Source organism: Williamsia muralis (genome assembly GCF_002735905.1).
Taxonomy (GTDB): Bacteria; Actinomycetota; Actinomycetes; order Mycobacteriales; family Mycobacteriaceae; genus Williamsia; species Williamsia muralis_A.
Genome location: NZ_PEBD01000004.1, coordinates 260,226 through 273,671 on the forward strand (window position 1 = coordinate 260,226; position 13,446 = coordinate 273,671).

11 protein-coding genes are annotated in these 13,446 nt (G+C 65.4%); 6 read left to right on the forward strand and 5 right to left on the reverse strand.

Annotation, left to right across the window (positions count from 1 at the left end; all coding sequences use genetic code 11):
• Positions 1 to 351: 351 nt before the first annotated feature.
• Positions 352 to 1,248 carry a LysR family transcriptional regulator gene (locus tag CSW57_RS01945; protein ID WP_099381215.1) on the reverse strand — a complete coding sequence of 299 codons (897 nt, stop codon included), beginning with the start codon at positions 1,246 to 1,248 and terminating at the stop codon, positions 352 to 354.
• Positions 1,249 to 1,330: 82 nt separating this feature from the next.
• On the opposite strand from CSW57_RS01945, the gene CSW57_RS01950 reads away from it, so the two are divergent.
• The 4 genes from CSW57_RS01950 (at position 1,331) to CSW57_RS01965 (ending at position 6,295) form a co-directional block, all read left to right on the forward strand.
• The gene (locus CSW57_RS01950) at positions 1,331 to 2,239 is read left to right on the forward strand and encodes a DMT family transporter (RefSeq protein WP_223248990.1); all 909 of its coding nucleotides are present in this window, start codon (positions 1,331 to 1,333) and stop codon (positions 2,237 to 2,239) included.
• Between the two features lie 9 nt (positions 2,240 to 2,248).
• The gene (locus tag CSW57_RS01955; RefSeq protein WP_099381217.1) at positions 2,249 to 2,809 is read left to right on the forward strand and encodes a TetR/AcrR family transcriptional regulator; all 561 of its coding nucleotides are present in this window, start codon (positions 2,249 to 2,251) and stop codon (positions 2,807 to 2,809) included.
• 176 nt (positions 2,810 to 2,985) lie between these two features.
• Positions 2,986 to 5,082: a phosphate acetyltransferase gene (pta, locus tag CSW57_RS01960; protein ID WP_099381218.1), complete on the forward strand. Its 2,097-nt coding sequence runs from the start codon at positions 2,986 to 2,988 to the stop codon at positions 5,080 to 5,082.
• Between the two features lies 1 nt (position 5,083).
• On the forward strand, positions 5,084 to 6,295 hold the full coding sequence (locus CSW57_RS01965; RefSeq protein WP_099381219.1) for an acetate kinase: 1,212 nt from the start codon (positions 5,084 to 5,086) through the stop codon (positions 6,293 to 6,295).
• Between the two features lie 137 nt (positions 6,296 to 6,432).
• Here CSW57_RS01965 and CSW57_RS01970 read toward each other — a convergent pair whose 3' ends face one another.
• The 3 genes from CSW57_RS01970 to CSW57_RS01980 all read right to left on the reverse strand — a co-directional run bounded on the left by CSW57_RS01970 (position 6,433) and on the right by CSW57_RS01980 (position 11,141).
• On the reverse strand, positions 6,433 to 8,703 hold the full coding sequence (locus CSW57_RS01970; RefSeq protein WP_099381975.1) for a serine/threonine-protein kinase: 2,271 nt from the start codon (positions 8,701 to 8,703) through the stop codon (positions 6,433 to 6,435).
• A gap of 66 nt (positions 8,704 to 8,769) precedes the next feature.
• A complete protein-coding gene (locus tag CSW57_RS01975) occupies positions 8,770 to 9,762 on the reverse strand; it encodes a glutamate ABC transporter substrate-binding protein (protein ID WP_099381220.1) in 993 nt (330 codons plus the stop codon).
• Complete coding sequence (locus CSW57_RS01980; RefSeq protein ID WP_099381221.1) at positions 9,759 to 11,141, reverse strand: hypothetical protein; 1,383 nt, start codon at positions 11,139 to 11,141, stop codon at positions 9,759 to 9,761. Before CSW57_RS01980 ends, CSW57_RS01975 begins: the two co-directional genes overlap by 4 nt.
• A gap of 215 nt (positions 11,142 to 11,356) precedes the next feature.
• On the opposite strand from CSW57_RS01980, the gene CSW57_RS01985 reads away from it, so the two are divergent.
• On the forward strand, positions 11,357 to 11,842 hold the full coding sequence (locus tag CSW57_RS01985; RefSeq protein ID WP_099381222.1) for an NUDIX hydrolase: 486 nt from the start codon (positions 11,357 to 11,359) through the stop codon (positions 11,840 to 11,842).
• Positions 11,843 to 11,867: 25 nt separating this feature from the next.
• Here CSW57_RS01985 and CSW57_RS01990 read toward each other — a convergent pair whose 3' ends face one another.
• Entirely contained in the window at positions 11,868 to 12,869 is a 1,002-nt protein-coding gene (locus tag CSW57_RS01990; RefSeq protein ID WP_099381223.1) for a helix-turn-helix transcriptional regulator, read from the reverse strand.
• 103 nt (positions 12,870 to 12,972) lie between these two features.
• Here CSW57_RS01990 and CSW57_RS01995 point away from each other — a divergent pair, with 103 nt between their 5' ends.
• Complete coding sequence (locus CSW57_RS01995) at positions 12,973 to 13,437, forward strand: VOC family protein (RefSeq protein ID WP_099381224.1); 465 nt, start codon at positions 12,973 to 12,975, stop codon at positions 13,435 to 13,437.
• Positions 13,438 to 13,446 lie beyond the last annotated feature (9 nt).

Here is a 13,446-nt window from a genome sequence, read left to right on the forward strand (position 1 = left end):
GTGAACCCTTCAGCTGCAGAACACGCAGGCACGATGTTCGACCTGAGATTCACTCAACCCTAGTGCGAATGGTTGCGTCGATCACAAAGCGGCCGATTCGGTCGACAGCTCTGGGCTGTTTGTCTACGTTGGTGAACTTGTTCGGTTGCCGGATGTCACAGCCCGCCCGAACGAAGGCATCCAAGAAGTGAGTCACCGCCGACTCAGATGTGCCGGCCCGTCACCCGCTTACTTGAGGAGTTCCAGCGTGCAGTTCTTTCCCCTGATCGTCATCACACAATCCATCGTCACCTCGGCGTGGGCCATCTACGGGATGGCCAGCATCATCGTGCGCGACGCGGACGCCGGGCCTCAGGCCGCCTGAGGACACGCCACGCGCTCGCGCAGCAGTTCCATTATTCGGAGCACGGCGGGGTTGTCGCGGACGGCGTCGCGGGTACGCACTGAGATCGTCCGCGTCGGCGTCGGATTCCGTAGCGGCCGCGCCACCACCGTGGGCGGCAGGTTCCCGGTGCCCAATTCGGGCAGCACCGTGACGCCCACTCCTGCCGCGACGAAGCTGATCGCCGTCGGGTAGTCGTGCGTCTCGATGTGGAACCCGGGGCTGAAACCCGCCACCGAGCAGGCATCCAGAATGGCCTGACGGCACGGGCCGCGTGACACGTCGTTGTCCACCCAGCGCTCGTTGCGCAACGCCGACAACTCGACCTCGTCACGTGCGGTCAATTTGTGATTTTCCGGGAGCACCACCACGTAGGGCTCGGTGAGCAGCGGCTCGATGTCGTATCCGCGCAGAGACGTGGATGCGGCGCCCTCCACGAAGATCTCCACATCGGGCTCGCCGGAGCTGTCGTGGACCAGTTCGATGAGACGTAGGTCGATGCGGAGGCGGGGAAACTCGTTGGTGATCGCCGCGATGACCGGGGGTATCCAGGCAGCCCCGGCGGAGGCGAAATAGCTCACCGACAGGCTTCCGACCCGCCCCGACCGCAGGTCTGCGACAAGCGATTCCAGGTCGGCCAGGCGTTCGAGCACGTGGCCGGCCTCCGCGGCGATCGTGCGGCCCACCATGGTCGGCTCGATCCCGCGACCGCGTTTTTCGACCAGGACCAGCCCGGTCTCCTTCTGGAGGGCGGCCAGATGCTGGCTGACAGCAGACGGTGTGTAGCCCAGTGCGGCAGCTGCGCCGTTGATGGATCCCGCGGCGACCACGGCGCGGAACAGGCGGAGGCGGTGGGCGTCGAGCATGGTCGAACTGTACAGCTCTACTGAAGTGTTCTCAAGGAGAAATCGCTTGTGCTTATGTGTCGCATGAATCAGAGTGATCCCTGTGAAGGTCTTGTCGAACAATCTCGCGGTGGTGGCCGCGATCGTGACGGTGCTGCTGTGGTCGTCGTCGTTCGTGGTGATCCGATTTGTCGGTGAGACGCTGTCGCCTGGTGCGATGGCGTTCACCCGCCTCGCTGCCGGCGCCGTGGTGCTGGTTGTCATCGCGCTGCGTTATCGCCGTCCGATTCCTCGCGGCCGAGCGCTGGGACTGGTGATCGGTTACGGCCTGCTCTGGTTTGCCGCGTACACCGTGCTGCTGAACTGGGCCGAGCAACACCTCGATGCCGGAACGGCCGCGCTGCTGGTCAACTTCGCGCCCATCCTGGTGGCGGTGTTCGCAGGTCTCTTCATGGGGGAAGGCTTCCCGAAACCCCTGGTGATCGGAATCCTCATCGCCTTCGCGGGGGTATTGCTCATCGCCTTGGGCGGTTCGGGCGGCAGCCACAACGACGAACTCGGCATCATCCTGGGACTGATCACTGCCGTGCTGTACGCGGCTGGCGTCCTGATGCAGAAGGTGGCGCTACGCACCGTCGACGCCGTCACGGCGACATGGGTTGGCTGCCTCGCCGGTCTGCTGGCCACGGTGCCGTTCGCGCCACAGGCGATCGACGAACTCGCCGATGCCTCCGCAGGGGCGATCACAGGCGTCATCTTCCTGGGTGTGGGACCCACCGCGATCGCCTTCCTGACGTGGGCGTATGCGCTGGCCCGTACCGACGCGGGCAAGATGGCGGCCACGACTCTGGCCGTACCGGCGATTGCCATCGGCTTGTCCTGGCTCTTCCTCGGTGAGGTGCCCACCCCACTCGGCCTGGTCGGTGGCGCGATGGCCCTCACGGGTGTCGCGATCAGTCGGCGCCGGTCCCGAACGACGGCCGATGTACCAGAACCGGTTGCCACCTCTTAACCTTCTTGCATGGATCGGGAGCGGATGGTCGACGCCGCCATCGCTGTGGTGGAACGATTCGGTGCTCGTGCACTGAGCCTGACGTCGGTGGCCCGGCATGCGGGGGTGGGCCGGGCGACCGCTTACCGGATGTTCGGTGGCCGCGACCAATTGGTGCAGGCGATTGTCGAACGCGAGGTGAAGAGGCTCGGTACCCTGATCGCCGAGTGGACCGCGTCCGAACCCGAGCCGGCGGACAAGGTTCGTGTCCTCGTCCTCAACGTGCTCGACTACATCCGCAATCATGAAGCGCTGCAATACATCCTGAAGAACGAGCCGGAAGAGATCATCACCACGATCGTCGCCCGTGGGCCCGACCGCACCTCCGACGTCACCATCGTGGACCTCATCGTGGCGAACAGTGTCGGCAACTTCGCGAACGAGCCGGAACTCGAGGCTGCACTGGTGCCGGATGCTCGCCGCGCCACCGAGATGATGATCCGAATCATTTACTCCTACATGCTCATTCCGCGGAGCGCGTTGTCCGACGATGACATCGCCGACATGGTGGTGCGTTCGACGATCCGGTGAGCTCGGTCCGGCAACCTTGCAGTCCGTGCTCACGTCGGCCGACGATGCTCCGCGCAGCGAGACCGTGACGACTCGGCGGACCGTCGCCGAGTAGCCGCTCAGCACCCTCCACGCGTTGCGTGGCCCTGTGGCCCGTCGCACCGCCGGCCGATGGCGCCCACATTAGGGTGGGCGGTATGGGCGCTTCGTCATCGAGCAGCATCTACCTCGCCTCACCTGAAGGCGACACCGGCAAGTCGACAGTGGCGTTGGGGGTGCTGCACCTGCTGGCCGCCTCGGGCGGCCGGGTCGGGGTGTTCCGGCCGATCTCCAGAACCAAATCCGACAGACGCGACTACATCCTGGAGTTGCTGATCGAACACGATTCGACCGACCTGAGTTACGAGGACTGCATCGGCGTCACCTACGAGCAGGTCCATGCCGACCCGGAGGCAGCGCTCGGGGAGATCGTCACCCGATTCCATGCGGTGGAAGAGCGATGCGATTCGGTACTGGTGATCGGCTCGGATTACACCGACATCGCCAGTCCGTCCGAACTCAGCTTCAATGCCCGGATCGCCGCGAACCTGCAGACGCCGATGCTGTTGGCGCTCAAGGCAGCGGATCGCACCGACGCCGAGGTGGTCGGTCTTGCCGAGTTGTGTCTGCACGAGCTGGAGCAGAACCACGCTCAAGCGGTCGCACTGATCGCCAACCGTTGTGATCCGGATCGGCTGGACTCGGTGAAGGACGCGCTGCAGGAGGCCACCGGACTGCCGACGTGGACCTTGCCGGAAGACCCGGTGCTGATCGCGCCGACGGTCGGGGAACTGATGGAAGAACTCGGCGGCGAGTTGTACAGCGGTGATCCCGAGCTGCTTAGCCGGGAGGCCATGCATGTGATGGTCGGCGGGATGACCATCGAGCACATCCTGGAGCGACTCACCGAAGGCGTTGCCGTGATCGCGCCGGCCGACCGCTCCGATGTGCTGGTCTCGCTGGTGGCGGCCAATGCCGCGGAGGGGTTCCCCAAGCTCTCCGGCATCATCCTCAACGGTGGCATCAAGCCTCACCCGAAGATCGCTGCGTTGATGGAGGGGTTGCAGTCGCCTCTGCCGCTCATCTGCTGTGAACAGGGGACCTACGAAACGGCAAGGGCCGCAGCCCATGCCCGCGCGAGGATGAACATCAACTCGGTCCGCAAGATCGACGTGGCTCTCAATCTGATGGAGGAGCACGTCGACTCCGTGGCGATGCTCGAGAAACTGAAGTTGCGCATCCCCGAGGTCGTGACCCCCCAGATGTTCGAGTACCAGTTGATCGAACGGGCGCGCAAGATCCGCAAACGCATCGTGCTCCCGGAGGGCGGCGACGATCGCATCCTGCGCGCCGCCGGACGACTGCTCCGACGCCAGGTGGCCGACCTCACCATCCTCGGAGATGAACGGGCAGTGCGGGATCGGGCCGCCGAACTCGATGTCGACCTGACGGGTGTGGACGTGATCGACCCGACGTCGTCGGAACTGCTCGACGAGTTCGCCGAGGTCTACACCGAACTGCGCAAGCACAAGGGGATGGACCTGCAGCGCGCTCGCAGCACAGTGCAGGACGTCTCGTATTTCGGAACCCTGATGGTGCAACTGGGCTACGCCGACGGCATGGTGTCGGGCGCCGTGCACACCACCGCGCACACGATCCGGCCTGCGTTCGAGATCATCAAGACGGCGCCGGGTGTGTCGACGGTGTCGAGCGTGTTCTTCATGTGCCTGGCCGACCACGTTCTGGCGTACGGCGATTGCGCCATCGTCCCCGACCCCACCGCCGAGCAGCTGGCCGACATCGCCATCTCCTCCGCCGCGACATCTGCTCAGTTCGGCATCGAGCCGCGGGTGGCCATGTTGTCGTACTCCACCGGCGAATCGGGCAGCGGCGCAGACGTGGACAAGGTGCGCACAGCTGCCGGACTCGTCCGGAAACGAGCACCGGAGTTGCTGGTGGAGGGACCTATTCAGTACGACGCCGCAGTCGATCCTTCGGTGGCCAAGTCGAAGATGCCCGATTCGCCGGTCGCCGGCCAGGCGACGGTGCTGATCTTCCCTGATCTGAACACCGGCAACAACACCTATAAAGCCGTGCAGCGCAGTGCCGATGCGGTGGCCGTCGGTCCCGTGCTGCAAGGCCTGCGCAAACCGATCAACGACCTGTCGCGCGGTGCGCTGGTGTCGGACATCGTCAACACCGTGGCCATCACCGCCATCCAGGCCCAGGGCCGATCAGACGACGCGGAGCAATGACATGACATCCCAGAGCAATCCCGACAACACCGTCCTGGTGCTCAACGCAGGTTCGTCGTCACTGAAATATCAGCTGGTGCAACCCGACTCGGGTACGGTTGTGGCTCACGGCCTGGTGGAGCGGATCGGCGAGTCGCAGGCGCGGGTCGAGCACGTGCAGGGTGACGAGAAGAACGAGTTCGTCGGTGAGATCGCCGATCACCAGGCCGGTCTTGCGAAGGTCTTCGATCTCTTCGCCGAGGCCGGACACGATCTGGGGTCCGAAGGTATCGTCGCGGTGGGCCATCGGGTCGTCCACGGCGGACCGAAGTTCTATCGCCCCACCGTGATCGACGACGATGTGGTGGCTGCGATCAAGGATCTCGAAGACCTTGCCCCGCTGCACAACCCGGTCAACCTCGTCGGCATCGAAGCAGTACGGGAGTTGTTGCCCGACGTGCCGTCTGTGGCGGTGTTCGACACCGCGTTCTTCCACGGCTTACCCGACCATGTCGCCACGTATGCGATCGACCGCGAGTTGGCGAAGAAGCATGACATCCGGAGATATGGCTTCCACGGCACCTCGCACGAGTACGTGTCGGGCGTGTCCGCCGAGTTCCTCGGTGCCGATGGCGAGAGCCTGAATCAGATTGTGCTGCACCTCGGTAACGGCGCGTCGGCGTCGGCGATCGAGGGTGGTCGCCCCGTGGAGACGTCGATGGGCCTGACCCCCCTCGAGGGATTGGTGATGGGCACACGTAGCGGTGATGTGGACCCGGGTGTGGTGATGTATCTGCGGCGCGCGGCGGACATGGACGTCGACCAGATCGACACCATGTTGAACCGTGAGGCCGGGCTCAAGGGTCTCAGTGGGGAGAACGACTTCCGTACGCTCACCGAGAAGGTCGAGGCAGGCGACGCCGATGCGACGCTGGCCTACAAGGTGTATGTTCACCGGCTGCGCAAATACATCGGCGCCTACATGGTGACCCTGGGCCGTACCGACGCGATCGTCTTCACCGCCGGGGTCGGCGAGAATGCTCCGAAACTGAGGGCCGACAGCCTCGCGGGTCTGGAGAGTTTCGGCATCCAGATCGACCCAGAACGCAACGCGGCCAGAAGCCGTGAGGCGCGGATCATCTCGACCGACGACTCCGCTGTCACCGTACTGGTGATACCGACCAACGAAGAACTCGCGATCGCGAGGCAGTCGGTGACCGCGCTGCAGGGTTAGCCGGTCAGACGCATCCGGTTCTGCTGGGAGCCAGCCCGAGTCCGGCCAGTCCCTCCGGTTGTGTTGAGTTCCTCCGGTTGCAACCGGAGGATGTGGCTGGAGTCGGAGGGAATGGGACCTCCGCGCCGACGTCGACGTCAGAACAAAGTATGCGGCCGGATGAAGTTGGCGAGATCGACCAGCAAGAAGCGCTGGGTTCGGTTCATCGTGCCCCGCGCCAGTCGCCGCAGCGATTGCTCGCAGCCCACGCGCAGGCCGTGGTCGTTGAACGGGTAGCCCAGGATGTCGCCGCGCGCAGATGCATCCGTGGGTGACTGGTCGGGCCGGCGATGTATCCAGCCGATCGCGATGCCGAGGACCAGGATCACCAGACGTTGCTTGCGAGGTTCGGTGTCGGACATGGCGTCCAGTCGCCTCGCGGCCTCGCGCAGTTGTTCTTCGGTGACCTCGGCAGGATCTCGGCCGTGGACAAGGGTGAGGATTGCCGTGCAACTCGCGGCGTTGTAGTGGCGGCTCGTCGGCGGGACGTCGTCGAGTGCTTTGACCGCACCGTCGATGTCGCCGCCGGCGAACCGCATGCGAGCGAGTCCGAAAGCCGCGGTGACGATCGCGCGATCGGTCTGCCACAGCGTCCGATAGTGCTGCAGCGCAACGTCATGGTTGTTCATCAGCTCCGCGGTCGCCGCCACCGCGAGCTTGGGTGCCACTTCGCCGGGCATGGCCGCCAGCACGTCGTTGAACCGGGTGTGCGCCACCTCGACATCGTTCATCAGCAACGCGCACAGGCCCAGGAACCACTCTGTGCGCCAAGACTTTCCGTGATGTTCGGTGGCCTGGTTGAGCAGGTCGAGAGCGGTCTGTGCGTCCCCGAGCTCGAGATAGGCACGTGCTTCGATCAGGTCGATCTCTCGGGACGGGTGGTCGTCGGAGGGGTCGGTGCCGATCACCGACGACAGTCCACCCTCGCGGGCGCTGCGGATCGAGTCGAGTGTCTGGGTGGGTTCGGACAGCGCAGTCGAGTTGAGCAGTCCGGCAGCCGGATCCGACTGATCCACCAGCGGCACGGGAAGGGCGGCGACGACATCGGTGGTGTCGAGCTTGATCTGCGCACGTACGGGTTCGAGGATTCCGTCCACGGGCGCGAGCATCATCTCGGTGCCGAACGTGGTGCGCTGCGGACTGAAGACCGAGGACAGGCCGGGTCGTGGCACACCGGAATGCGCCGCGACCAACTCCCGGAGTACGTTGAGCAGTTGACCTGCCATCTCGTCGGCACTGGCGAAACGCTTGGCGGGATCGGGATGGGTTGCGCGCTGCAGCAACCGATAGAACGAGGGGTTGTCGGCGAACACCTTCGCCTCCGAGGGATCCGGCAGACCGTCGAGGTAGCGGCCCTTCTCCATCGGCATGTCGACAGTCAGGACGGCCAGGGTGCGGCCCAGGCTGTAGATGTCGGTGGCGATCTGTGGGCCGGTCTTGACGATCTCCGGGGCCTGGAAGCCAGGTGTTCCGTAGAGATGGCCGTAACCGTTGATGGGGGAGACGGCCCCGAGGTCGATCAGCTTCACGTCCTCGCTACCGACCATGATGTTCTCGGGCTTGATGTCGTTGTACACCAGCCCTACCGAGTGGAGGTAGTTCACCGCCGGCAGCACCTCGAGGAGGTACGCGATGGCCTGCTCGGGGGTGAGAAGCTTTCGGCCGGGACCACATTCGCCGTCCACGGCCGTGATGTCCTTGAGCGTGCTGCCGCCCACGTACTCCATCACGATGTACCCGAAGGTGTTGCCCACGGGATCCACGTGCTCGACGAAGTTGTAGATCTTGACGATGCCGGGGTGTGACACCGACGCGAGGAACTGTCGCTCGGCCAGTGCAACCGCTTGTGCCTGTGCGTCTTTCGAGTTCAGAAGGCCCTTGAGCACCACGGGGCGGTCGGACACATTGCGGTCGATGGCGAGGTAGATCCAGCCCAGCCCGCCGTAGGCGATCGCGCCCGAGATCTCGTACTGGTCGGCGACCATCGTCCCCTTGGCCAGGCCCGGTACAAACGAATAGCGTGCCCCGCAACGGCTGCAGACCCCGGTGAGCGGTCCGGCTCCCGGCCCGGACTGACGGCCGACCGGCCGCCCGCACTTCCAGCAGTTGCGCTTGCCCTCGGCCACCACCGCGTGATCCATGACCGCATCGGCGGGTTCGATGTCGAAGACGCGCGGGACATCGACCAGGCCGCCGCCCATCCGGCGGCGACTGCGCGAGCTGCGGCTGGTGGGGACCATGGGCGTCTGAGCAGACAGCACCGGGTTGGCCGGCGGGCCAGGCCGCTCGTCGTGTTGGGTTCGTTCGGTCTGTTCGGTGAACGCCATCTCCATCGGAACGGCTTGCGTCCCGATGTCGAGGTCCTCCATCGACACCGCCTGCGTCCCGACCTCGGTGTCGCCTCCGGCGGGCTCATCGTTGTTCACGAATCACCTCTAGTCCCGGTACGACGGTTGTGGTGGATAGTATTTCGGTCCCAGGATCGACAGCCAGCGGTCGTAGATGTCGAACCACGTGCCGTCTTCACGCATCTTCTGCAGCACGCCATTGGTGAAGCGGACGAGGTCTTCGTCGTTCTTGTTGATGCCGATACCGTAAGGCTCCTCGCCGAGGCTCTGCCCGACGACGTGTACATACGGATCCTGCGCCGCCATGCCCGCCAAGATCGCGTCGTCGGTGGAGACCGCATCCACCTGGCCCTGCTGCACCATCACCAGACAATCGGCCCATGTGGAGACGGTGTCGACGATGGCGTCGGGCACCCGCTGCTGGATCCGTGCGATGGACGTGGTGCCGCGGGCCGCGCACACGCGTTTGCCGGACAGGTCGGCAACACCGTTGATGTCAGAGCTGCGCATGGTCAGGATGCGTTGAGACGCCTCGTAATACACGGTGGAGAACGCGATGTCCCGCAGTCGCTGGCAGGTGATGCTCATCGTCTTGACCACAACATCGACCGTACTGTCTTTCAGTGCGTTCATCCGGTCGTCAGAGTTGAGGATGCGGAACTCGATGCGTTCGGGGTCACCGAAGATCGCCCGGGCCAGCTCCTTGGCGACGTCGACGTCGAAGCCCTCGATGGTGCCGCTGATCGGGTCACGGAACGAGAGCAGGTTCGACCCGATGTCCAGGCCCACCTTGAGCCAGCCCCGTTTGTAGATCGTCTCCATGGTGGTGCCCGGTGGCATCTTGCCGGGTTCGGGTAGAGGCCCCGGCGTCAGACTCGCCGTCGCATCACACGACTCCGTGGCCGGGGGCGGCTCGATCGGCACGTCGAGGCTCACCCCTGCAGGCTGTGGCCAGGCCGCCGCCGCCGACGGCGGGAGACTCTCGGGCGCTTCGGCATTCACGCAGCCGGCCACCATGGTTGTGGCGAGCATGAGCGTGCCGGCAGCCACCAGGCCACGGACTCTCGATCGCGTGGTCATCGGTACTCCCGGATCCTGGGGAAGATCCCGATGAAGGCGGCGATGCCGGCCGCGATGCCCAAGAGCATGATCCCGAGCCCGGCGTACCCGATGACCACGCGTGCGGTGTTGATGTCATCGCGGAATGTGTTGCGGGTGTCGGTGATGCCATCGACAAGGGCGGTGTCGAGGCGACTGTATGCCGCCGCCGACCCGTCGGGGTTGTCGCCCACCGCGATGGCGGTGGCGCCGTTGAAGTCGCCGGCGTTGGTGCGTTCGAGGATGGCGGCATGGGCATCACGCCACAGGGCGAGGGCGTCGATCGCGTCGGCCACCGAGTCCTCGGCGACGTCCTTGCGATTGTCCTCGCGGTAGTCGGTCAACACGGTGTCGATCTGCGCCACGGCTTTGGCGTACCCCGACTCGAGCTCCTGCTGATCGCCTCGCCGGACGAGCGACAGGGTTTCATCCGACCGCGCCTGCTGGGTGAGGATGCGGGCCTGGGTCAACTCGCGAAGCGGAACTGCGCCGCGGTTCTCGGCGTTGGCGGTGGAGTTGACCGACAGCAGGCCACCGACGAGCAACCACAGCAAGCCGATCAGGACGCACCCGATGCCCACCAGCAATCCGAGGTTGAAGCGTCGTCGACTGCGCCTGGCGACGTACAGGTGCGCGGCAATCATCGCTGCCAGCAGGAACATCAGAGCCGTGTAGACGCCCCACGGCGCGTTGGTGAAGTTGGTCCTCGAATCGCCGATTGCGTCGGCGCGCTCGGCGTACAGCCGTTCGGCCGCGGGCAGGATCATCTCCTGCATCATGTTCGATGCCTCGCCGAGATAGGCCGAGCCCACCGGATTGCCGAGTCGGTTGTTGATCCGGGCCGACTCGATCAGACCGGTGTACACGGGGATCTGGGCCGAGAGGGTGGTGAGGTCCTGACGGATCTCGGTGTTGTCCATTGCGGCGCCACTGACCGACTGGATGAGGGCGTGCGCCGCGGTGGCGACCGCATCGTTGTAACGCTCGCGGAGTTCGGGCGGTTCGAGGCCGCCGGAGATGAACGCCGAATTGGCGGCGGCGTCCGCGATCGACAGCGAGCTGTAGAGAACCTGCGAGGCCTCGGCGAGCGGCTCGGTCTGCACGATCATGTTCTCGAGCGTGGTGGTGCGGTCGTCCAGCGTGTCGGACGAATACCACCCGACGACCACCGACGAGATCAGCAGCACCAGCGAGATGATCATCAGTTTGCCGGGGCTGGTCCAGGCCAGCTCGCGCATGTTGGTGAGCGGGTTCTGGGTGCGCTCACGGGTCAGACTCAGTACTTCGCGCCGGGTCAGGGGAGCGGGCCGATCGAACAGCGGCCGTCGGAAGCGGCCGCTGTACGGCTTCTCCGCATGCATGAGCCGGGTACGCAAAGAACTTGCGTTGCCGCCGGTCACGCGATCCCTTCTTCCTCCAGGCCCGCCGCAGGGCCAGGTCCTGATCGCAGATGAGTGGATGTGAAACCGACATTACTGCGAATTACCGAGCCCGTTGCGACAGTGCGGCCCTGTGTCACCGCGGTGGGGCAAGTAGCGTTGCACCGAGGTAGGTCGGCTGGGCGAGGAGGTGTCGCGTGCGGGGCGACGGCGACGGTTGGGTTTTCGACGCGGACGGATCGCGATATTGGGGACGGCACGGCGCCGCGGGCCTGTTGCTGTACACCCCGAGCGAGACCAGTTCGGTCCTCGTTCTGCTGCAACATCGCGCTGTGTGGAGCCATCAGGGCGGCACGTGGGCGTTGCCTGGCGGAGCTCGCGATTCGCACGAGAGTGCGGTGGACACGGCCGTCCGTGAGGCCGACGAAGAAGCGGGCATCGCCGACGCCGAGCTCACTGTTCGTGACGAACTGGTGACGCACCGGGCGCCGAGCGGCTGGACCTACACCACGGTGATCGCCGAGGTGGCCGCGCCTCTGGCCACCACGGCCAACCGCGAGTCGGTGGAGCTGCGGTGGGTCGGCGCCGAGGAGGTCGGTGATCTGGCGCTCCATCCCGCATTCGCCGTGAGCTGGCCTGAACTGCGCAGCAAACTCAGCGCGTTCTCTCAGTCCGACACCTGACGGTCCGACAACTGACCACGACGGGTCACTGCGCTGCGAGCGATGCCCGTCGCGTCAAGTCTGCGAAGGCGGCGCGGAGTTCGGGCGGCCCCACCACCTCGATGTCGACATCGAATCTGCACAGTGCGGCCGCCAGCGCCGCCCATGACCACGCACCCGACCGCAGTCGGCACCGCGAGGGTCCGAGTGACTCGACAACCCCATCGTGGGCGAATGGAAGTACGTCCGTGGCGTCGGCGTGAAGGATCACATCACCGATGCACGGCCAGCGGTCGGTGTTGTCGGCCGAACCCTTGAACCGGCCTTCCAGGAAGGTGCCCACGTCACCCCCGGGGATCGCGCGACGGACGAACCGGGGTCCTGTCGGTGTCCTCGGAGTCGTCCGGTCGGCCCGGAAGACCCGCCAGTCATCGGCGTCGGGATCCCACCCCACCACGTACCACCGGCCCAGCCGTGACACGAGGTGGTGTGGCTGCACCCGGCGGGGCGGACGCGCCAGGGCGGCGTCCTCACGATCGGTCTCCGCGTCGCCGTCACGCCGATGGTCGAAACGAAGTTCTTCGCCGCGTCGGATCGCGTCGCCGACGGCGAGCAGCACGTCGGTTCCCGCTGTCGGCGAATTGTTTCCCGCGAGTGGCGTGAGTTCGACCGCGTCGACTCGTGGCCGCAGTCGGCTCGGCAGCACCTGCCTGACGGTGGTCAGTGCCCGAGCCGCAGATTCCCCGATGTCTGCGCCGGTGTTGGGTGCGGCCTGCAACGCGATCGCAATCGCGACGACCTGTTCGTCGTCGAACAGCATCGGGGGAACAATCGCGCCGGCGTCGAGCCGATAGCCGCCGTCGCGACCCTTGGTGGCGCGGATCTCGTAGCCGAGCTCACGCAGCCGGTCCACATCGCGACGCAGGGTGCGCTCGCTGATGTCGAGACGGTCGGCCAGGAGCCACCCCGGCCAGTCGCGTGGTGCCTGGAGCAGTGACAGCAGCGACAGCAGTCGGCGGGAGGTACTCGTGGCGGGTGTCAGCGGCATGCCATCGATTCTGCCGGGATAAGCGGACAAACTCTGACCTATGAGGTGCGCACAGTGGGCACCGGACCGGAGAAACCGATGTCCGAGCCTCAAAGGAGCAGATATGACCTACAACGCAGTCACCCACCTCAACTTCGACGGTGAGGCCCGCGCCGCCCTCGAGTTCTACCGATCGATCTTCGGCGGCGAGATGACCGTCGCGACCTATGGCGACTTCGGTATGCCGAAAGACGCCCCTGGAGCCGATCGGGTCGTGTTCGGCCAGATCGTGGGGCAGTCCGGATTCGGCGTGATGGCCTACGACGCGCCCGCACCGGCCGAGCCGTCACGCGCGGCAGCGCCCACGCCGGTCACCAAGCGCGAGAACGGGATGACCCTCACGAACTCGCCGTTCTTCGTGTCCGTGCGGGGTGAGAGCGTTGATGAGGTCCGTGCCCTGTGGGACGGGCTCACCGACGGCGCCGACATCGTCGAAGAGTTCGGCCCCGCCCCATGGGCGCCGGCCTTCGGCATGCTCACCGATCGTTTCGGTGTCACATGGATCATCGACGTGGCAGCGCAGTATTGATCTGGCACG